The 20,898-nt window shown below is 39.2% G+C and carries 20 protein-coding genes; 8 read left to right on the top strand and 12 right to left on the bottom strand.

The annotated features are described in order from the left end of the window. Nucleotides 1–63: 63 nt before the first annotated feature. The 4 genes from AA0X71_RS17005 to AA0X71_RS17020 all read right to left on the bottom strand — a co-directional run bounded on the left by AA0X71_RS17005 (nt 64) and on the right by AA0X71_RS17020 (nt 4,248). Entirely contained in the window at nt 64–411 is a 348-nt protein-coding gene (locus AA0X71_RS17005) for a YisL family protein (protein WP_413356495.1), read from the bottom strand. An 80-nt stretch (nt 412–491) separates the two neighbouring features. Next, a complete protein-coding gene (locus tag AA0X71_RS17010; protein ID WP_413356496.1) occupies nt 492–1,352 on the bottom strand; it encodes a fumarylacetoacetate hydrolase family protein in 861 nt (286 codons plus the stop codon). Between the two features lie 17 nt (nt 1,353–1,369). Next, on the bottom strand, nt 1,370–2,542 hold the full coding sequence (locus tag AA0X71_RS17015; RefSeq protein WP_413356497.1) for a DUF418 domain-containing protein: 1,173 nt from the start codon (nt 2,540–2,542) through the stop codon (nt 1,370–1,372). 113 nt (nt 2,543–2,655) lie between these two features. Then, entirely contained in the window at nt 2,656–4,248 is a 1,593-nt protein-coding gene (locus AA0X71_RS17020; RefSeq protein WP_413356498.1) for a long-chain-fatty-acid--CoA ligase, read from the bottom strand. A gap of 163 nt (nt 4,249–4,411) precedes the next feature. Between AA0X71_RS17020 and AA0X71_RS17025 the strand changes: the two genes are divergently transcribed. The 6 genes from AA0X71_RS17025 to AA0X71_RS17050 all read left to right on the top strand — a co-directional run bounded on the left by AA0X71_RS17025 (nt 4,412) and on the right by AA0X71_RS17050 (nt 6,380). Next, nucleotides 4,412–4,633: a spore germination protein gene (locus AA0X71_RS17025; protein ID WP_413356499.1), complete on the top strand. Its 222-nt coding sequence runs from the start codon at nt 4,412–4,414 to the stop codon at nt 4,631–4,633. A gap of 25 nt (nt 4,634–4,658) precedes the next feature. Then, entirely contained in the window at nt 4,659–4,901 is a 243-nt protein-coding gene (locus AA0X71_RS17030; RefSeq protein WP_019153300.1) for a spore germination protein GerPB, read from the top strand. Next, nucleotides 4,898–5,512 (top strand): spore germination protein GerPC, encoded by a 615-nt coding sequence (gerPC, locus tag AA0X71_RS17035; RefSeq protein WP_413356500.1) that lies wholly within the window; start codon nt 4,898–4,900, stop codon nt 5,510–5,512. The genes AA0X71_RS17030 and gerPC overlap by 4 nt, the downstream gene beginning before the upstream one ends. A gap of 4 nt (nt 5,513–5,516) precedes the next feature. After that, on the top strand, nt 5,517–5,696 hold the full coding sequence (locus AA0X71_RS17040) for a hypothetical protein (RefSeq protein ID WP_019153302.1): 180 nt from the start codon (nt 5,517–5,519) through the stop codon (nt 5,694–5,696). Between the two features lie 7 nt (nt 5,697–5,703). Further along, entirely contained in the window at nt 5,704–6,081 is a 378-nt protein-coding gene (locus tag AA0X71_RS17045) for a spore germination protein GerPE (protein WP_413356501.1), read from the top strand. 80 nt (nt 6,082–6,161) lie between these two features. Beyond that, entirely contained in the window at nt 6,162–6,380 is a 219-nt protein-coding gene (locus tag AA0X71_RS17050) for a spore germination protein (protein ID WP_413356502.1), read from the top strand. A 90-nt stretch (nt 6,381–6,470) separates the two neighbouring features. Here the strand turns inward: AA0X71_RS17050 and addA are convergent, their stop codons facing one another. The 3 genes from addA to AA0X71_RS17065 form a co-directional block, all read right to left on the bottom strand. Next, nucleotides 6,471–10,208, bottom strand: a complete 3,738-nt coding sequence (gene addA, locus AA0X71_RS17055) for a helicase-exonuclease AddAB subunit AddA (RefSeq protein ID WP_413356503.1) — start codon at nt 10,206–10,208, stop codon at nt 6,471–6,473. Continuing rightward, on the bottom strand, nt 10,192–13,683 hold the full coding sequence (gene addB / locus AA0X71_RS17060; RefSeq protein WP_413356504.1) for a helicase-exonuclease AddAB subunit AddB: 3,492 nt from the start codon (nt 13,681–13,683) through the stop codon (nt 10,192–10,194). Before addB ends, addA begins: the two co-directional genes overlap by 17 nt. 694 nt (nt 13,684–14,377) lie before the next feature. Beyond that, the gene (locus AA0X71_RS17065) at nt 14,378–14,572 is read right to left on the bottom strand and encodes a YwbE family protein (protein WP_413356505.1); all 195 of its coding nucleotides are present in this window, start codon (nt 14,570–14,572) and stop codon (nt 14,378–14,380) included. 92 nt (nt 14,573–14,664) lie between these two features. Here AA0X71_RS17065 and AA0X71_RS17070 point away from each other — a divergent pair, with 92 nt between their 5' ends. Further along, complete coding sequence (locus AA0X71_RS17070; RefSeq protein WP_413356506.1) at nt 14,665–15,138, top strand: hypothetical protein; 474 nt, start codon at nt 14,665–14,667, stop codon at nt 15,136–15,138. Between the two features lie 68 nt (nt 15,139–15,206). Next, nucleotides 15,207–16,367 (top strand): MFS transporter, encoded by a 1,161-nt coding sequence (locus AA0X71_RS17075; protein ID WP_413356507.1) that lies wholly within the window; start codon nt 15,207–15,209, stop codon nt 16,365–16,367. A gap of 32 nt (nt 16,368–16,399) precedes the next feature. Here the strand turns inward: AA0X71_RS17075 and AA0X71_RS17080 are convergent, their stop codons facing one another. The 5 genes from AA0X71_RS17080 to AA0X71_RS17100 form a co-directional block, all read right to left on the bottom strand. Beyond that, the gene (locus AA0X71_RS17080; protein ID WP_413356508.1) at nt 16,400–17,899 is read right to left on the bottom strand and encodes an acyl-CoA synthetase; all 1,500 of its coding nucleotides are present in this window, start codon (nt 17,897–17,899) and stop codon (nt 16,400–16,402) included. 100 nt (nt 17,900–17,999) lie between these two features. Then, nucleotides 18,000–18,740: a 3-oxoacyl-ACP reductase FabG gene (gene fabG, locus AA0X71_RS17085; RefSeq protein WP_413356509.1), complete on the bottom strand. Its 741-nt coding sequence runs from the start codon at nt 18,738–18,740 to the stop codon at nt 18,000–18,002. A gap of 51 nt (nt 18,741–18,791) precedes the next feature. Then, a complete protein-coding gene (locus AA0X71_RS17090) occupies nt 18,792–19,691 on the bottom strand; it encodes an alpha/beta fold hydrolase (protein WP_413356510.1) in 900 nt (299 codons plus the stop codon). After that, entirely contained in the window at nt 19,688–20,695 is a 1,008-nt protein-coding gene (locus AA0X71_RS17095; protein ID WP_413356511.1) for a 3-oxoacyl-ACP synthase, read from the bottom strand. Before AA0X71_RS17095 ends, AA0X71_RS17090 begins: the two co-directional genes overlap by 4 nt. Nucleotides 20,696–20,710: 15 nt before the next feature. Next, nucleotides 20,711–20,890 (bottom strand): hypothetical protein, encoded by a 180-nt coding sequence (locus AA0X71_RS17100; RefSeq protein WP_413356512.1) that lies wholly within the window; start codon nt 20,888–20,890, stop codon nt 20,711–20,713. Nucleotides 20,891–20,898: the final 8 nt, after the last annotated feature.

Below are 20,898 nucleotides of genomic sequence, written 5' to 3' on the forward strand. Positions count from 1 at the left end.
AAAGCTACCATTTTGGCAGCTTTTTTCAGAATTTGTCGATAATTCACTATTTTTACCATTAAATTACATTGGAAGGCTGTAGCCTAAATAAAGAACAATCGCCACAGAGACGATCAACAATAACCAAAAAACAGTCGTTTTCTTGCCTTTTTTCGTGCGTACTAGAACCATTTCCATAAAACCAAGAACGAGAATTCCAAATACAATTTTCAAAATCGTCTCGACTAAATAGGAAGAAATTAAATAATGAACAAACATTCCACCAGTAGCAAAGGTAATCAAATAAAACAGACGTAAAATCATATGGACAATTTTTTGTCCCTTTTCTTTCCCCGCTTTTTGAAGTCCAAACGCTACTAAAAATAGGACTAATGTTAAAGCCCAAGCCGTAATATGCATATGTATTGACATGTACTTGCCTCCTCAGGGTAACTTCCTGAATATCTTAACATATTTACACGTGAAATAGTAAATGAGAAGTGTCCTAGTCATTAACCTTCTTGTATTTGATTCACAAGTGTCCCGATCTTCTCGACAGTTACTTCCATTTTGTCTCCAGCTTTTAGAAATCGAGGTGGTTTAAAGCCTTTTCCAACCCCAGAAGGAGTTCCTGTCGCTATAATGTCCCCCGGTTCCAACGTTAATCCTTGAGAAAGGACAGAGATGATTTCTTCTACTGGAAAAATAAAATTCTCTGTATTGGATTGTTGTCTCATTTCATCGTTAATACGCGTTTCAATATTTAGTTGATTGGGGTTGCCAATTGCTGATGAATGAACGATCCACGGACCCATTGGACAAGAAGTATCCAAGCTTTTGCCGATAAAATATTGCTTATGTTTTGCTTGTAGATCTCGAGCCGTCACATCATTAATAATCGTATAACCAAATACATAGCTTAACGCATCTTCTTTATTAATCTTTCTACCTTTTTTTCCGATCACAACCGCTAATTCACCCTCATAATCAAGTTGAGCGGTAATATCGTTATGATCTAACACCGTTTCATTCGGTCCAATCACAGTTGTAGGTGCTTTCGTAAAGACCATGATATGTTCCGGAATATCGTCCTTACTGCCCATCTCAATTGCATGCTCCACATAATTTTTCCCTACACAAAAGATATTCTTCTTCGGTCTCGGAATCGGAGCTAAAAGTGTTACATCTTCTAAATTTATAAACTGCTCATCAGCAGATTCCTGAAAAATAGTCTTTGTTTGGTCAAAAAATCCTTCTGTTCCAATGCATTCTTCGAGCGTTACACCACGATTTAACGGAAGAACACGACTCTCTCCTTCATCCATAACCCCTACGAAAATCCCTTGTGAATCTTGTGCTGTAACGAATTTCATAACATCATCTCCAATTATTATGGTTTCTTCCAAATCTGTTTTTTCTGATATGTGACGCTTCTCCATAGCCATTCCACTGGACCAAACTGATGTGTTTTCAGCCAATAAGAACTAACAATAACTTGCAAGGCAAAAATGAATAAGACGAGAAGTGTCCCTGTGAAAGCGGATATTTGATTGTATAGCCCTAGTCCGTAAGAATAGAATAGTAGCGTCGAGACGATAGATTGTAATAAGTAATTGCTCATTGACATTTTTCCTACAGGAGCTAAAAAAACAAGCAGTTTTCTTCCTTTTGTTGTATCTGCTAGTAACGCAATCCCTACTGCATAAGCAACCGCAAGCATTGGTCCCCCAAAAGAATCCTGGATGTATTCAAAGGCTAGTCCTCCTTGAAACAGATATGGACTGAATTTGAGGAACGATCCAATCACGAGGAAAAAGAAAAAGTTTTTCACTAGTGGACTGCGTAATTCCTTTACCCTTTCCATCCATTTTAACTTAGCAGCACCTCCCCCAATTAAAAAGAAGGCAAAAATTGAAAACAGCATAAAAATTCCATTTTCCACGTTATTGACCATATACCAATCGTTCCATCTTTGCGTAAAAATCTCTGCAAAACTGCCAGATTGATACACCGCAATGGATTGTTCTGCCATTGCTGTGTCATACATCGAAGAAATATCTATTTCTGGAACAAGAAAAGCGGAAATGATAAACAGAAGGGATAAAAGGAAATTGGGGATGACCCACAATATTCCACCTGTAATAAGCATCCACTTACCTGAAACTCTTAAGAAAATAAGCAGGAAAAATCCAAAGATCGCATAATTGATCAAAATATCCCCATGCCAGATGAAAAAAGCATGGATCATTCCGATTAGAAGTAGCATCATTAACCGCCTTGTCACAAGCGGGAGAAATGCCACTCCTTTTTTCAACGTTCTCTCATATAATAGAACGAGGCCATAGCCAAATAGCAAAGAAAATAAAGGATAAAAGCTTCCTTGTACAAAAATATCAATCAAGACATATGTCCCATTATCTAGTGGAGAATCCCACCAAGTAGCAGGGTTTAAATAAAGCATTGGGGAATGAAAGGATAGCATGTTAACAAGAAATATCCCTAAAATAGAAAATCCCCTCATCATATCTAAAGATATAATTCTATCTTTTTCTGAAGTATACATAATGGCTCCCTTTTATCTTCGTCATGTACTTCAAATTATAAGTGGAAAGATATGGACATGCAATTTTTCATGCGCTTTACTATCTTAACGGAGCCCATTAAATGATCATTCTACTAATTTATAAATTTTCCTCCTTTTCCTGATGATTCCCAGAAATTATTTCGTAGAACAACTTTCTGGATTTTCCCTGATGCCGTTTTAGGAAGTTCTGTCACAAAACTGACCCCTGTAATCGCTTTAAAATGAGCTAATTTCTCTCTTGAAAATGCAATTAAATCTTCCTCTGATACATATTTCCCATCTCTAAGAACGACAAACGCATGTGGAGTCTCTCCCCATTTTTCATGAGGTACGGCAATGACAGCTGCTTCTAACACATCTGGATGATCGTACAGTACTCCTTCTACTTCAATGGAGGAAATGTTTTCACCACCGCTAATAATGACATCTTTTTTTCGATCAACAATATCAATATGACCAAATTCATCAACGGTCGCCATATCACCTGTATGAAGCCACCCATTTTTAATCGTTTCCATTGTCGCCTCTTCATTTTTCCAGTACCCAAGCATGACCCCATTACTTCGTACAATCACTTCCCCAATATCTTTGCTGTCATGTGCGACTTCTTTTCCTTGCTCTGAGACGACCTTCACTTCATTGCCAATCATCGATATTCCCGCCTTCGATTTGAACCGATATTGTTCCTGTAGTGGCTGGTCCTTTAAGTGGGAACGAATCATAGATATTAAGCTAAGTGGAGATGACTCTGTCATTCCATATACTTGAATGAATTCCCAGCCAAGTTCTTTTTCCACTCTTGTAACAAAGGCTGGCGGTGGAGCTGAACCAGCAATGACGACCCTAACCGACTGTTCCATTTTAGGAGTATGTTTTTCATAGTATTGAAGCAGTGAGTTCAATACTGTAGGAGCCATGTGCATAACCGTTACCATATGTTTTTCTAATGCGGCAAAAATCGATTCTGGTGTCGTTTTTCGAGAGCAAACTTGGGTCGCCCCATTTGCCGTATAATAAAAAGGGGAGCCCCATCCATTTACATGAAACATTGGCAACACATGTAGTAGGACGTCCTCATCTGTCACTTTTAAATGATGCATTGAGCTAAGGGCATGCAAATAATTATTACGATGGGTGAGCATAACCCCTTTCGGATTTCCAGTTGTGCCACTTGTATAGAGGAGACTGCACACATCATTCTCCTCGATTTCAACACGGGTAAAACTGTCTGAATTTTGCTCAGAAAGCCAATCATCATAGCCTAGCTCATCTGTTATTTCATCCTTATAATGAACGATAATCTTCTCAACGGTTTGCAATTTGTCCTTAATCGGCACGATGAGATGATATAGATCCTGGTCAACAAAAAGTATCTTCGACTCACTGTGATTCAAAATAAAAAGATAATCATCTGGTTTTAAACGTATATTTAACGGGACCATAATTCCGCCAAGCTGAAATACTCCGTAAAATCCTTCAAGCATTTCAACAGAATTGGGAGCTAAATAAGCAATCCGATCCCCTTTTTGAATTCCTAAGTTCTGAAGACCATGTGATAATCTCTGAACCCTTTCATTTAACTGTTGATATGTAAAAACTTTTTCATCACAAATGATCGCCTGTTTATCTCCATACAACTGAACGGCACGATCTAAAAATTGAGGCAACACTAATGGCATATACATCATTGAATCCCCTTTCTATTTTTCTAAATATTCTTAATTAATTTTATTTTAGCATGTTATGTTGTATGAGACGACGTCTATTTTTATATTGGGCTTTTTTCTCACATTTGCCCAAATCATACATACGATAAGAAAGGAAACCTAAATACAAAGGATGTTGCATATGCCAGCTATTGTTGGGATCGCCCAAGTCAATGCTATCGGAACGAGTTCTGTTTTTAACATTGGGGATGTCTACAAAATCATGCCAATTGCCTCTGTAAAAACTTTTGCAGGTGCAGGTTCATTTAATACGGGAGATGTTTTAGAGGTTTATAACAATTATAGCTCGACCAATACGTTCGATCAGGATGTCGCTGATCAAAGTATTCTTTTCAATAATTAGGAGAACTCTATTAAGGTGTGATTCTATGAATTTTTACATTCAACAATCGATTGTCATAAATAATTTTAGAGTAGGGAGTCTTGCTAATTCCTGTGTACTTCAAATTGGAAGTGCTGGGATTATTAAACCATCCAGTCATTTGTATAATACAGGTGGCTTTACAGAGCCTGCTCCAGAACCGCTTAAGCCGGAGGAAATTGAATCAGACTATCTACATGTTCCTTCCGTACCCTTAGCACCTCCAGCAGGTGGCGGTGGAACAATATGAACCGCGAATTTTATTCGTATTTGGAGAAACTACATCGTTTTGTGGAGGCACAGGAAAAAAGAATTGTCGAGTTAGAAAAAAAGGTCAAGAGTTTATCAGATGAATTGAAGGATGTTCGCTCCAAACCTCCTATACATGTAGGAACAATCGAATATAAATTTGATCAATTGAAGGTTGAAACGTTAGAAGGAACTTTAAATATTGGCTTAAATCCCTCTGACTTAGAAGGAATAGAGGATTTCGAAGTTCAGAATAAAAATGTTACGACTAATCCTTCTATGAAAAAGAAGTGGAAGCCACTAAGGGATCTAGATCAACGGATTGAAGAGTACTTGGATAAGGACTTAAATTCTCTCATTAAGGAATACGAAGAACAGTTGCAAATAAAAGTCGATGATTCTTATATTGATTTTATTAGAAATGATCTTAAAAAGCAGCTGCCTGGTCGTATTGATCACTATCTTGCTCAAATTCCTGAAAAAGAACGTAGTGATGAAGCTTCACAAAAAATCACTGATGGTGTTGTCGAACAAATGAAAAAAGACATTGGGAACGCCGTTTTTGCTTTTTTGAGTAATCTCCCTAACTCTCCTACTCGAAAGGATGAATAACTTCATGAATTTACAAGTTCATAATGGAGAATTTAAAATTGGTACTATGCAAGTGGAGGCCGTTTCAAGCTCCTCACTTGTTTTAATTGGAGATGCCGAAACCATTCAGCTTTCTTCTATTTTTGACACACCTGCAGAATCTCTCATTATCGGTCCATATGTACCATTGAATCCTCAAGGGTAATGACGACATGTTGAACAAAAGAACTTCTTCTGTTGATCATATTATTATTAACTCCTTATCCATCGTTTCTACCCTTGAAATCGGAGATTCTTCGCAAATCCAAGCATTTTCTCGGGCAATCGCTGTTCAGCGTGAACATGAAATTTTCTTTACTAATGAAATAAAATTTTCAGATTTTGATATTTTTACAGAAACGATCCCAATGGAACCTATATTTGAAGATGTTGCTTTTGAAACTTTTACAATAAATCCAATTATTAAAGTGGGCTTTATTGATATAACTGGGGTTTCTACTTCTTCAGTTGTTCATATTGGAAATACGAAAAATGTCTATATGGAATCGAGAATTAAGCATATTCGCCATCTCCGTGAACGTGATCAGTAACATTATTGTTTAAAAATCATACTATTTTAATAGGCATTTAAATTAGGAATGTTTATTCCATGTAGAAAAGGGTGTTTGGTATGCCTGCAATCGTAGGACCTGTTCAAGTAATCAATTTAGGAGGAGGAGTCCTTCAATTTGGAGATTCCCTCTTTATTTCTCCGAAAAGTGCATCAAAATCAATGTCAGGCTCTGGAGCTGGTAACACGGGTGGCTTTATCGTTACAAATAATCTTATTAGCGCTAGCAACACATTAGATACGAACCTTGTCGATCAGCCATTAGCCGGCAATAATTAAGATTCCTTTTCGTAAACATTGATTTGTAAACCTCCAAATAGAAAAAGTCCTCATGCTGGGTAGTTGTGCATGAGGACTTTTTCATTCAAATCATATCTTCAAAACATGCCCACCATCAAAGAAAAATAAATAGCGTTCTGTAACTGGCTTCTTCAATATTTGTTCCAATGCTTTGGTATAAAGATTGAGCTGGACGCGGTACCGTTCTTCAAGTATCGGCTTCGCTTGTTCAAAGCCACCTTTGTATCGATCATGAATTCTATCTGTTTTGTAATCAACTAGCACTAATCCAGTTTCATCCTCAAATACACAGTCGATAATCCCTTGAACAAGAATCGGTTCATTTCCACTTTTCCAGTCAGAATAAACTGTAGAAGCTTGAAAGGCGGCACTGAACGGAACTTCTCGTTGCAGAGAATGTGCCCCTAGCATTCGCATCCCTAGCTCTGAATCAAAAAATTTCACAATTTGTTCTACATCGATTACTTGCTTCTGTTCTTCAGTAAGAAGCTCTTTTGCCACCATCTCGTCAAGTTGAGCAGAAACTGAATCTATTGTGATCGCTCCATTTAAATTCACATGCTGCATAACCATATGCATCGCAGTTCCTCTTTCAGCTGGTGTAATCGTTTTTTCCTGCATAAAACGAGGTCGATTGAGGACAGGCTTTGAAAATGAGAGCAAATCTTTTCCGCTCTCTTCATCAATCATTTCCCATTGACGTTTCATTTCAGAAACTGATTGTTTGGAACGATGCTCTGAAGCACTTTTAAATTCATATTGCCAACGTAACTGGTCTTCAATTCGCTCTTTCCAGTCGGACTGAACATCAACTGGCAGTCCTTGATAAACACGCTCCATTAGATCGTCTTCCGCACCGATTTGCTCTTCTTCATTTACTGTTAAGTCATTCGCCTTCAATAGTTCTATTTTCCAAGAAGAAGGATGCGCGCTAATTTCTGTTGGAACAAGGGGATCAAGACTTCCATCATCACGAAGTACTGCCCCATCTTGATGTCTAATTAAAGCAGGACCAATCCAATCCAAATAACTTTTGGCGGAAGCTCGATCGTATTCCTTTAACAACCATTCTCGATTAGCCAACTCTTTAGACCACTCAGCCAGCAATTTATTTAATTCCTTCACAGACGATAGTAAAAACAACTTTTCCTTTGCCCGAGTGAGTGCAACATAGAGCACCCTCATTTCCTCGGCCAGCATTTCTAGCTTCTTTTTCCGCTTAAAGGCAAGCTGAGGAAGGGATGGATAGGAAATTCTCTTCTTTGCATTGATATACTTAGTCGCAAAACCGAGGTCCTTATCAAGCATCTGCGCCTTGCGCAAATCCATCATATTAAACTGGCGTGCTGTTCCCGCTACAAACACAACCGGAAACTCCAAACCTTTACTGCTATGAATCGTCATGATCCGGACAACATCTTCCTGTTCTCCTAATGCACGAGCGGCCCCTAGGTCATCTCCACGATCAGTCATTCTTTCAATAAAGCGCAGAAAACGGAACAAGCCTCGAAATGAAGTACTTTCATACTGTTTTGCTCGATCATACAAAGCACGCAAATTGGCTTGACGCTGCTTTCCACCTGGAAGTCCACCGACAAAATCGTAAAATTTCGTATCTCTATACAATTGCCAAATCAATTCAGCTAAAGCCCCTTGCCTTGCTTTCTTTCTCCAACCCTGAAGGCTTTCCATAAAAGGCTTCAGCTTTCCTTGAATCTCTTCCGTTTCCGATGTGGCTCGCTGCTGGCAAAAGAACTCCAATGCTTCGTAAAAAGAACCATGCTTCTTTTGAATCCTTACTTGAGCAAGCTCTTCCTCATTCAAGCCAACGATCGGAGAGCGGAGGACAGCGGCCAATGGAATGTCTTGATACGGATTATCAATCATTTTCAAAAGAGACATCATAATGGAGACTTCTGTCGCCTCAAAGTATCCAGTTGAAAGGTTCGCATAGATAGGGATCCCTGCTTCTTTAAACTCCTCCATAATTTGCGGGGCCCATGTCATTGAACGAAGCAGAATTACGACATCTCGATACATCATTGGTCGAGTCGATTTTGTTTTTCCGTTGTAAATTTCTTTTCTCTCGGCAATCATTTGTTTAATTTTCCCAGCCATCACTCGAGCTTCTAATTGCGATTGCTCAAGCTCAGACGTATCAAATTGGAGCTCGTCCGACTCATCATCATCCGTATCGGAATCCTTGCCCTCCTGCTCAATCAGGAGCCATTCGATCGGATGTTCAGTTTCTGGGTAGCTCGCACCTTGTACCAGTTCAGCCGCTTCATCATATTCAATCTCACCAACCGTTTTTCCCATCAATTGTTTAAAAAGAAAATTCGTCCCGTCCAGTACTTCCTTACGACTACGGAAATTTCGCGCCAGATCAATTTTCAATCCAGTTCCTTCTCCCCTAGGAGTAAAGCGTAAATATTTTCCTAAAAATAAATTCGGTTCTGCAAGACGAAAACGGTAGATGGACTGTTTCACATCTCCTACCATGAACATATTTCCGTGCTCTTCCCCTTCTTTAGTAACGAGCTGGAGAATGGCTTCCTGCACCATGTTCGTATCCTGATACTCATCAACAAACACTTCTTTAAACTTGTTGCGATAGGAAATCGCAGCATCAGAAGGAGTAAGTTTTCCCTCTTCAGCTGATAAGATTTGCAGGCATAAATGCTCTAAATCAGCAAAATCGACTAATCCTTTTTCCTTTTTCACTTCCGCAAAGCGGGTAGCAAAGCTTTCCACTAGCTGAACGAGGGTGTGAATATGGGGAGCCATTTCTTTTATGTCACGGATAAAGCTTGCTGGTTTTCTAGAAAACAGCTCATCTTTAACTGTTTGAACGATTTTTTTCGCCTTATCACGAAGCTTTTGCCCCTTATCAAGAAGCTCTTTATCATACTCATCACCACGGCAAGTCTTCGCTCTTGAAAAGGATTCCGCTTGCATTCGTAAGTAGAGCTCGTCCCATGACTTTTCCTTCGCTTCAAGGAGGCCATCAACAATACGAATATCATCAATGAAGTTCTCTGCTCTCGGGGCTGGTCCACCTGGTAGCTTCGTTAATTGTAAGCCACTTTCTAGTAAGTCCTTCGCACCCTTTAATTGAAGCTCGATATCAAACAAGAGGACTTCAACAAACGGAAGCTCTTCAATCGTCATTTCCTCATCTATATCGTACATTTCCTTCATCGATTGCAAATAGGCACTTGGAGCAGGATTCGATTGGGCAAAATCATAGATTTCACGAATAATATCTTGAAGAGCGACATCACTACGGTCATTTGAGAAAGTATCGACTAACTCGAAAAAGGGCTCGTTTCCCTTTTTGCCATATTCTTCTTCAAGAAGCTCCTCCATCACTTCATCTCTTAATAACTGTGCTTCTGTTTCATCAGCAATGCGAAAACCTGGATCGACATCAATTTGATAATAATATTTACGAATAACCTCTAAGCAAAAAGAATGGAGTGTCGAAATCGATGCTCGATTCAAGAGACTTAGCTGTTTGCGAAGATGCTTGGAGGAAGGGTTTTTATTAATCGCTTTTTCTAATGCTTCTCCAATTCGATGTCTCATTTCCGCGGCAGAGGCATTCGTAAATGTTACAACTAATAGTTGGTCCACATCTATTGGCTCTTCCGTCGAAATAATCTTATTAATCATTCTTTCAACAAGGACGGCCGTCTTTCCTGAGCCAGCAGCGGCTGCAACAAGGATATCCTGTCCACTCGCCCATATTGCTTTCCATTGGTCATCAGTCCAAGTTGCATCAATTGGTTTAGTTGGTATCTTCATCATTTCCCTCCTCCTTTCTCATCATCTGTAAGATATCTTCTTTTGAATGGGTAGGAAGATTACGATAATCGTTCGCTTCTAACGATTCATCAAATTGACAAACCGATTTAAAGGAGCAAAATGTACAAGGCTTGCGCTCTTTTAGTTTATAAGGGGCAATTTGAACATCCCCACCTGCAATCGCATTTCCTGTTTTCACATAGAAATGACGAACATAACGCCTTAACTGGTCAAATTCTTCAATACTCGCCACCTTTGAACGCTTCGTCAGTGTCCCATCCTTCTTTATTCCTGCTGCAATAATGGAAGAATCACCTGTATCGATCGTTCTATCCATCATGCGAATAATATTTTCTTCCCCTAATAACAGACCATTCATTTTAAATTTCTTAAACAACTGGTCATCTAGCTCATCTAGAGTCAACATTTTACTCGTATTCACTAGCGGGTTATGGACATGGAAATATAGAACCCCTGCTGGATCTGCCTCTTTGCCTATTAACATTTTTGAATTCGCTATAACAATATCCAGATATGTTAACATTTGTAGGGCTAATCCATAATACACTTCATTTAAATTCACGTCTTTTGCACTCGACTTATAATCCATAATTCTAAGGAACACACCGTTTTCGTCTTCAGCCTTATCGACCCGATCAATACGACCGATGAGCTCCATCTTTGTTCCATTACGCAATGAGAACTTTAATGGTGGTAACTTCTGCTGAGGTCCAAAACCAAGCTCAAGACCAACAGGTGCAAAACCACTCGCTTTTGCATGCTCCTGCAAGACGAGCGATGCTCTCTTAATAATCTCTTCTAATTTTCTCTTTATATAATGGTGACGATTCGAGCTTAACAAGATTTCATGCTGCAGTTTCGGAGCTAAAAGTTCAACCGCTTCCTTTGCTAGCTTTTCGATCTCCTTCTGTGTCATACTATCCCATGACTTTTCCCCAACCATCACCGTTTCCACGATATATTTGAGGGCACCATGGAATAATTCCCCAATATCCGGTGCTTCTAATCGAAAGACTTGTCGTTCCCTCAGCTTCAAACCGTGCTGAGCAAAATGGGAAAATGGACAAGAGGAAAATAACTCCATTCGCGAAACACTGCCTTGAATGACGTCAGAATATAATTCTTTACTCGTATCCTCAGAAAGCTGAGTAGACTCATTTTTAAAATTCAAGCTTTGAAGTACCTTTTTTGCCCGTCCGCTCCAATTTGGATTGGTCACATAAAAATTGTACAGATCCCACCACATATCATAAATCGGGTAGCTTCTCTTTTTCAGCTGAAGTTGTGCAGTTAAAAGAGACAGGCTTGTCTCCTCATGAGAAATATATTCTAATTGTTCCAGCTCAGAAAGTTCGGAGATTTCTTGCATATATTGATAAGACTGAATTTGTGGGAACATTTCTAAAAGCCTATTAATATACAATGAAGGCATTAATGCCTTACCATCATCATTAGCCAAAGGATAGCTCACAAATACACGATCCGATGCTGTCGTGAAGGCATTATAGGCGAGAAATTCCTCATCCAGTAATCTCTTTCGACTGCTAGGAGCAATCTGGATTCCTCGAGTAACTAATCTCTCCCGCTCCTCATCAGCAAAAAGACCATCCTCAGAAAATTTCGCTGGAAGCACTCCTTCATTTAATCCAATCACAAAAGCAACCTTGATATCTGTTAATCTTGATTTCTCTAAGTCTGCTACTAGAACTTGATCGATAGCAGGTGGCACAAGTGAAAAACGGAGTGATTCCATCCCTGCATCAAGGATAGCAGCAAACTTTTTCAAGGGAATTTCTTCTTCTCCTAGCATTTCCACAAATTGCTCAAGAAGCTCGATGATTCCGTTCCAAGCTTGGTCATGCTCTCGCGCTTGAGTCAAATTCCCTGCTTCTTCCTCTTTTAATTTCCAGTTTTCTAATTTTGCTGGAATATCGAGTTCTTCTAAAAATAGATATATAGCTTCACAAAGTTCTCTTCCTGTCTCTGCTTTTTTAAATTTCCTTGCTAGTCGTAGAATTGGATTCGAAATCATTGTTCTTAATTCATGCAGCTCGTCTTCTCTTTCCTTTTCCGCATCCGTCTGTGCAAAGTTTTCTAACTCTAATCCTTTAAAGCGACGATATTTCCAATGATCCTTTTTTGTCCACTTAACCCCTTGGATTCCATGCTCAAGCACATAATTTTCAAGCTGATCCATTTTTGCTCGAAGCTTATGCGGATTCTCTTTTTCTGGAAAAAGAAGTTCTGTTTTCACGGCACGAAAAACAGGCTCATACCTCCAAAAACCATTAATCACTTCTAGGCTTGAGCGAATCAATTCCACTAAAGGATGATTGAGCATCGTTCTTTTTTGGTCAATGAATACAGGAATTTCATAATCAGTAAATATATTTTCGATCAGATCATGATATTCCTGACCATTTCTTAGCAAAATCGCGATATCACGATAGCGGTAATCCTCATCTCTTACAAGCTTACGAATCGTACGTGCGATTCCTTCCACTTCCGCTCTTCGATTGACAGCTTGTGCTAATTGCACCAGTGGTGTCCCTTCATAAGAAACAGAAGGACGACTATCAAAATAGGTCTCTAAATGCTGTAGAGAATCGTGAGCTAATCTAAATTGCTCCTGAAAAAGGATTTCCTCAACTTGTAAGCCTTCAACATTAGCCATTTCATAAAGAGTCTGGCACGTTTCTCCAGACATACGAAAAAGATGAAGCTCATCTGGAGCTTCATGATGAAATGGCCTGTCTAAAGTTAAGGCGATCGTCATATCCTTACAGTGCTTCATTAACTGCTCAATAATCATATATTCCTGCGGGGTAAAGCTATAGAATCCATCGATATAAATTGCCGCGTTCTGTAGATATGTTGATGAAGCTATTTGCTCCCCTAGTAATTTCAAATAGTCCTCTGAATCTATATATTTATCAAACAAAGCATCTTCAAATGCTTGGTATATCATTTCTAAATCATGAAGCTTGTCCTGTAATACTTTATCGTTTGAGTCATTCGCTACTGCGTTTGTAGCTAATTCTTCCGGTTTTACAAGATATCGTTTGAACTCGGTTAACAGCATCTCCATTTGCTCAATAAAACCGTTTTTATCTGCTGCTTTTTCAAATAACTTTAACTCTTCCTTTTTATCTTCAATAATTTTTCGAATCAGCATGCTAACGCCGACACTATTTATATGATAACGGCTTATTCCACCAGTTTCCTGAAGTATTCTCCAGGCTAAACGGGAAAAGCTATATACTTGAGTTCGAATCATCCCACCTAAATCAGGTGTCGAAATTAATTTATATTCAGATAGAAATGTCATTTGCTCAGGGACTAAGTAAATGATCGGATTCCCGTTTGGATCATGTTTCATTTTTTCCTGCATCTCATTTATGCAGAAGCTCGTTTTTCCTGTTCCTGATCTACCTATTAAAAGTCTTATAGACATTTCTTAACCTCCCAAAAGCCCCACTACTTCACTTATGATGACTACTCACATCTTACCATAAAATTAAGGGGTTTTTCGTCTTTCAAAGACTGACACTTTTTTCATATTTTGGGCTTGTCCTTTTAATACACTCTATTCGTATTTCGTGACGTTTATACACAAAAAGAAGCTAAAACATTTAGTTCAGCTTCACAGTATTTCGATAAAAGAAAACCTCTTTTTTGTGAATAAGTAGAAAAATAGCTGATTTCCACTCCGGGTGCTTGCTTTCCGGGGGGCAGGCGGTGAACTTCCTCGTCGCGAATGCTCCTGCGGGATTTCACCTGTCCTGCTAATCCCCCAGGAGTCAAGCACCCTCCGTTCCAATCAGCAAGTTTATAGTAATAGAATAGTTAGTCTTAAGGATGAATAAATCACTATGATGTTTCTTCGAGTCTTTCAATTTTAATTGGCATTCTCATGTATAATTCTTTTCCTCTAAATGATATAAATAACAATCGTTTCTTACGACTTATTTCAATACACAGTCTGTCTTATAAAACAAACCTCTTATAAAGAAAGCTTGTTTTTTGAATAATAAAGAGATTTATAAAGTCTATTATTATATCTAACTCTTTTTTCTACTTCCTTCATTTAACAATGGTAAAAAAATGAATATGACCAGAATTGTCTAGAGTCTCAAAAGCTAAAACATTTAGTTCAGCTTCTGCACTCTCCCCACTTGTCCATCCATCAATCTCACCTTAATTCCATGGGGATGATAGGAGGAATTGGTCAATATGTCTTTCACTGTTCCTTTTGTTAATTTCCCTGTTCGTTGATCCTTTTTCAGGACGATTTCAACTTCTATTCCTGCCTGAATATTTTTACGATAACTGCCTTCAGTCATGTTATACCACCTCGTATTTCCACTGTCTTTGTTAAGCATACTACTAATGGTATAATGAATCGAATTCAAAATCCAATTTTAATGGAGGCACCATGTTATCATTCGAAGAAAAACTACAGATCTGTGAATCCTACCCTCAATTAACACGTCACAACGTCTCTCTTGGACGAGTTAATTTCCATTATGAAGAAAGCGCATTTGAGAAAAAGATAGTGGTCTATCATTTACATCCTAACGGGAACGGCTTTGTTTATGCAGAATTCCTTGAAGGATATGATCCTGACCATAAAGGAATGGTCAATATTCGTGATTTCTCGGCTCAGAAGCTGCGAAAGATTATCGAACAATCGATTGAATCACTCGCTCCGAGATCAACCGTTGAATCTGCCATCGTTGGCGAATCGGAAGAAGAGGAATATTGGATTAATGAAGACAATTTCACACTTATTCTCGTATATGAGGATGAAATGTGGAATATCTATGCTGGTCTAAATTTAGATGGAACCTTTCCTACCTATAATGAAGCGGTGCAATATTTAATAGAAGAAGGTTTCACCTTAAAATAACGTCCAACCACCTATACAACCTACCTAATTCTCCATCGTAGCATATTGTAGGATAGGTGGTGATTGTGGTGGAAATTCGATTAAAGTTGACGGCTGTCTTACTGACCATCACCGGAATCTTTGTGGCCAGTAATATTTATACTTTAATCCCGATTTATGAAAACGTTTCTCAATCTTTACACATTCATGAAAGTCATGTCGTTTTGGCGGGAAGTTTATTTTCCCTTTTTTATGCCATCGGTCTTTTATATTTCGGACCTGCCTCTGACCAATTTGGACGAAGAAATGTAATTATAGTCGGGATGCTAGCTTCAGCTTGTTCAACCTTAATGGTCGGATTGGTAGACGGAACTACCAGTCTTTATATTGCCCGCTGTCTTCAAGGCTTAACACTTGGAAGTTTTGCCCCAGTGGCTTTTGCCTTAATTTTTGATCTCTATTCTGCGAGAAAAAGGACACTTCTTCTAGTCTTTCTTAATACAGGCTTTCTAGTGGCTGGAATCCTTGGTCAATTGATTAGCTCTACCATTACTTCTTTATCTACGTGGAATATGGTCTACTATTTTTTTGCGATATGCTATTTTATCCTTTTTCTCCTCAGTATACTCGTTTTGCCAATGTCAAAATTGCCACTTCGGGAAAATCGTTCTGTGTTCTCAATTATGACTTCCTTACTTAAAAATAAGTCAATCCTTAAATGTTACGGGATCACTTTTACCCTGCTGTTTTCCTTCGTCTCTCTTTATGATGCCATTGGTCGTTTTTTTGGTGGTTCGCCTGAGCAACTTTTTAGTTTACGTGCAGTAGGTCTGACAGGTGCGATACTTTCCTTATTTACTGGAAGGATGATTGAGAAATTTGGTGTAGAACGTACGATGTTTACAGGCTTTGTCATCGGCATGCTCAGCTTGATTTCGATGAGCATTTTTCATAGCTTGTTTGCCCTAATGGCATTATCGATATTATTTGTTGCCTCCATTTCTCTTCTCATTCCCACGATCATTACATTGATTGGTACCCTAGGAGGGATTCATCGAGCAAAAGCACTCACTCTCTATTCCTTTGTTCTTTTAGCAGGCGCAAGCATCGCTTCACCTATCGTCATGCTTCTTAACTTCCAACTGGTTCTACTCCTTCTCGTGGCACTTTTTTTATTAAATTTCATTCTAGGAACGTTTCTCACACAGGAATTGGCACAAGAGCAGAATCAGGTGAACATGAATGCATGAAAAAAATCGAGCACGTTTCGGCTCGATTTTTTTCATTTAACTAATCGTTCTATTCCTATTTCGTGAAGACGCTTTTTATCTATTTTGCCAACATGGGTTTTGGGGAGCTCTGACAAAAAATGAAAGACTTTCGGAATTTTATATGTCCCGAGCTTATAGGAGCAATAGGTTTTCAATTCTTCACTTGAAAGAGCTCCATCCGTTTTCAGTACAACAAAAGCAGTGACCATTTCGCCCCATTTCCTATCTGACAAACCTATCACAGCTACTTCATCAACAAGGGGATGGGAAGCAAGGCAATGTTCCACCTCTAGCGGATAAACATTTTCTCCACCTGTGATAATCATATCTTTTTTTCTGCCGACGATATAAAAATAGCCTTCCTCATCTTTTTTCGCCAAGTCCCCTGTGAAAATCCACCCATCCTTCATCGTCTCTGCCGTTGCCTTTTTATTATTCCAGTAGTATTCAAAGGAATGTTTCCCTTTTATGAGGACTTCACCCACTTCATTAGCAAGAGGCTCTTCACCATTCGCATTTATTAGTTTGATCGAATTGAATATCATTGGTTTTCCGACCGATCCAAGCTTGTGGATCGCATCCTTTGGATCAATAAAAAAATTATTTGGACCAGCCTCCGTCAACCCATACCCTTCTTTGAACAAGATACCTTTTTTATGAAAGGCTTCATAGATTTCAAGAGGGCAAGGAGCTCCACCTGATAAAAAAGTCTTCATGGACGCAAACGTATTTTCCTTAAAAGCTGAGGTCTCAACCATCATCTGATACATGGTCGGAACTAACAAAACGATCGTACATTGATGAGCATTTATATTATGGATCGCTGCCTCTGGTTTGAAGTCATTTGCGATGACTACCTTTCCCCCCGCCATTAAAATCGGGATCGATAAAGCATTCAATCCACCTGTATGAAAAAGGGGCATATACGTTAAAGTCGTATCTTCATTTGTTAAATTCCAACTAATAATCGTATTTATTCCATTCCAGATGATCGATCGGTGTGACAACACTACGCCTTTCGGTTTTCCTGTTGTCCCCCCAGTATAAATAATCGCCAGAGGCTCTTCTTCTTGTAGCGTCAACACTCCATCCCAACTCAGACTACCTTTTTCAAAATCCAGCTCGCTTAATTGAAAGATTTGATATGGCTTAAATAACTCGTTTTCCATATTCTCTTTAAAGCTTTCATGGAAACCGATTAATTTTGGTGAACAATCCTGCAAAATATAGGCAATCTCATGAAATGACAGTCTCCAATTAATTGGGACAAATACTGCACCTAGTTTCATACAAGCGCAAAGTAACTGAAAGTAGCAAACATTGTTCGGAGATAAAAGGGCAATCCGGTCCCCCTTCCTTACCCCATGTCTATATAACCAATTTGCCGTTTCCTGACACAATTGGTTGAGTTCGGCAAATGTCCATTTATTCTCTTCTTCTGCATCAATCAAGGCTACTACATTTGGTGTTAATCTCGCCCTATTTGCTAACCAGTCCAGCTCCCACCTCACCACAATCTCTCCCTCTTTCTTGATGAATCGATTGTAACTGGAATGGGTTACAAGACAGTTACATAGAAAAAAGTAGCCAAAAGCAGCTACTTTTCATCCATCACATCATGATCCCACCGTCCACATGCAAGGTCGTGCCGTTCACATATTTCGCCTCATCAGATGCTAGAAAAAGATAGGCATTCGCGATATCTTGCGGTTCACCAAGATGACCTAGTGGAACTACCATCTTCATTTGCTCGATCACCTTTTCCGGTACCTGAGCAGTCATTCCCGTAGCAATGAATCCTGGGGCAACAGCGTTAACTGTGATTCCCTTTCGACCAAGCTCCTTTGCCCATGTTTTCGTCATTCCAACAATTCCTGCTTTTGAAGCAGCATAATTGGTCTGACCAATATTTCCATACACCCCAGAGACAGAAGACGTATTAATAATCCGGCCTTTTCCTTTTGCTAAAAATATCGGTAATACCGCTTGTGTACAATGGAAGACACCCGTAAGATTCACATCAATGACCTTCTGAAAATCGTCTACCGACAACTTCGCAAGCATCCCATCTTTTGTAATGCCTGCATTGTTAATCAAAATATCAACATCACCAAAATGTTCCATTACGTTTTGAACCATACTATCAACACTACTTCTATTCGAAACATCCACTTGAAAAAAAGCTGCCTCATAACCTTGTTCCCTCAATATCTTTGCTTTAACACTGCCTATCTCCTCATCAAAATCTGTAATAGCCACTTTTGCCCCTTCACGGACAAAGGTTTCTGCCGCTGCGAAACCAATGCCACCAGCCCCCCCTGTGATAATAGCCACTTTTTCTTGTAATCTCATCATTCATCCTCCAAACTTCACATTCGACAAAATTTGCCCATTTAAATTTTATTAAGATAAAAAGTCTGTCATCACCTGTAATAGTTGATCTAAATCATCAACTAATGGCGAATGACCACTATCCTTAAGTTCTACAAATCTTGCATTTTCTCCTAGATCACTCATAATTTCTTCTGCCATTTTTTCAGAAATAACTAAATCTCGCTCCCCACGAAGGACGAGAGTCGGGATCACAATGTCTTTCGCTTGATTACTTCCATCCGTCAATCCGTTATGAACGGGGCTGATATTAAAGGTATTCAAAGCGTGGTATACTTCTGCTAAATTTCTTTGTGTCAGCATATCATCGACATATTCCTCGTAAAGCACTGGATCAGGTTGGTTTTTCGTATAAATAAGCATATTCCACGTTGCCTTTAGTACTTCTCGATTACGTGCATCATAGGCGCCTTGAATAGCGACTGTTTTACTATCCTTTTTCACATCTTCATATGTTTGAAGGCGCATACTTAAATCGACTTGACCATCTGCTGTGAGACCGAAAAATGGATATCCTCTTGTCGAAGCGGATGCCAATAGAACAAGCTTTTCACATATCCCTGGATATTCAGTCACAAACTGCATCCCCACGGCACCACCCGTTGACCAGCCGACAATAGAAAAGTCAGTTAAACCTATGCTCTCAATGAAACGCTTTATATCATCTGAGAAATCTTTAATCGATTGGATCGGTTGATTATAGCTTGAGTGTCCAAAGCCACGGAGATCAACTGCGATAATTTTAAAGCTCGGATCGATCTTTTCAATGACTAAATCCCAATGTTTCGATGATGTCATATTGCCATGGATGAGCAATAGCTTCTTCTCTCCACCTATTCTTTCACGATAAGCAATCGTTTCTCCGTTGGCGATTTCAACTTTTTTTAGCTCCATCTCTACATTCATCTTCATATCGCTTTCCCCCATCGAATGGTTGTGGCACCCCAAGCATAGCCAATTCCAGCACTGACTAAAACGACAACATTTCCATCTTTAAGTCTGTCTTCTTGCTCAGCCAGCTCAAGTGACAATATTTGATCGATTTGACCAATATGACCGAAATTGTCAAGATAAATAGAGTGCCCAGAAGACAATCCTAATTCCCTTAATACATATTCATGTGCCGATCTTTTCATGTGTAGCAACCCAACATAGTCAATATCGTCTTGTGAGTAGCCGCTCTTTTTAAGCGATGTACGAATGACCTTTAAGAAATTCGTCATCGATTTTGACTCTAAGCGTTTCTTCATTCCCTCAGGATCGAGGACATCTAATTGATGCAAGTGGAGATTATTCTTCGTCAGTGGATGTTTCGTACCTCCTGCTACAACCACGACATCCTCAGAAAAGCTTCCATCGGTCATCAATTCTGATTCCAACACGACATTTTCATCAAATCCTTTTTGTAAAAGAATCGCTCCTCCCCCTGCACCGAGATTGAACATGAATCGAACATTTTGATTCTCGTAATCTATGAAGTCCACATTGCGATAACCCCCAGCGAGAAGAACAAGCTTGATGTTTTCATCTGCTATCATCATATCCTTGGCTAGTTTGAGAGCCATGATGGTTGTACCGCATCTTAATGCGACATCAAATGCCCAAGCGTTGGTCGCACCTATTTCTTCTTGTAGCTTAATACCAGCAGTCCATAATGGATATTCCTTATGTTCCTCTCCAATATATATAACGAGATCGATTTCAAGTGGCTCTATCCCTGCCTTCTCAATCGCCTTTTTTGCCGCAATAATTCCCATCGTACAAGTATGATCTTCAGCACCAGGGATCGGTTTTCTCTTAATCCCCATTTTTTCTTCCACAATCATAGTAGGTATTCCTGCTTTTTTCGCGATATCTTCCCCAGTTAAAAATGGTTCTGGAATATAAGTCGCCAAACTTCGGATTCCAATATTCAATCCATTCACCTCAATTTAAGATTCCCCGACAATCTTTTTCATAAAATGGGTTGCTTCCTCAATCGTTTCAAACAACATTTCCTCATTCTCCTGTACATGAGTTACTTTAATACGCCATTTCTTTCTATATGAATCTTGTTCCACCTCAGATAAATGGAAGCGAACAATAAATGAGGCAATTTGTGTTTGCTCCATGCACATCC

The sequence above is a fragment of the Robertmurraya phoenicis genome, from assembly GCF_047302285.1.
Lineage (GTDB): Bacteria > Bacillota > Bacilli > Bacillales > Cytobacillaceae > Robertmurraya.

Coding starts and splice junctions, on each gene's coding strand:
- AA0X71_RS17005 (WP_413356495.1), bottom strand. CDS start 411: ATGTCAATACATATGCATATTACGGCTTGGGCTTTAACATTAGTCCTA.
- AA0X71_RS17010 (WP_413356496.1), bottom strand. CDS start 1,352: ATGAAATTCGTTACAGCACAAGATTCACAAGGGATTTTCGTAGGGGTT.
- AA0X71_RS17015 (WP_413356497.1), bottom strand. CDS start 2,542: ATGTATACTTCAGAAAAAGATAGAATTATATCTTTAGATATGATGAGG.
- AA0X71_RS17020 (WP_413356498.1), bottom strand. CDS start 4,248: ATGTATATGCCATTAGTGTTGCCTCAATTTTTAGATCGTGCCGTTCAG.
- AA0X71_RS17025 (WP_413356499.1), top strand. CDS start 4,412: ATGCCAGCTATTGTTGGGATCGCCCAAGTCAATGCTATCGGAACGAGT.
- AA0X71_RS17030 (WP_019153300.1), top strand. CDS start 4,659: ATGAATTTTTACATTCAACAATCGATTGTCATAAATAATTTTAGAGTA.
- gerPC (WP_413356500.1), top strand. CDS start 4,898: ATGAACCGCGAATTTTATTCGTATTTGGAGAAACTACATCGTTTTGTG.
- AA0X71_RS17040 (WP_019153302.1), top strand. CDS start 5,517: ATGAATTTACAAGTTCATAATGGAGAATTTAAAATTGGTACTATGCAA.
- AA0X71_RS17045 (WP_413356501.1), top strand. CDS start 5,704: ATGTTGAACAAAAGAACTTCTTCTGTTGATCATATTATTATTAACTCC.
- AA0X71_RS17050 (WP_413356502.1), top strand. CDS start 6,162: ATGCCTGCAATCGTAGGACCTGTTCAAGTAATCAATTTAGGAGGAGGA.
- addA (WP_413356503.1), bottom strand. CDS start 10,208: ATGAAGATACCAACTAAACCAATTGATGCAACTTGGACTGATGACCAA.
- addB (WP_413356504.1), bottom strand. CDS start 13,683: ATGTCTATAAGACTTTTAATAGGTAGATCAGGAACAGGAAAAACGAGC.
- AA0X71_RS17065 (WP_413356505.1), bottom strand. CDS start 14,572: ATGACTGAAGGCAGTTATCGTAAAAATATTCAGGCAGGAATAGAAGTT.
- AA0X71_RS17070 (WP_413356506.1), top strand. CDS start 14,665: ATGTTATCATTCGAAGAAAAACTACAGATCTGTGAATCCTACCCTCAA.
- fabG (WP_413356509.1), bottom strand. CDS start 18,740: ATGAGATTACAAGAAAAAGTGGCTATTATCACAGGGGGGGCTGGTGGC.
- AA0X71_RS17090 (WP_413356510.1), bottom strand. CDS start 19,691: ATGAAGATGAATGTAGAGATGGAGCTAAAAAAAGTTGAAATCGCCAAC.
- AA0X71_RS17100 (WP_413356512.1), bottom strand. CDS start 20,890: ATGGAGCAAACACAAATTGCCTCATTTATTGTTCGCTTCCATTTATCT.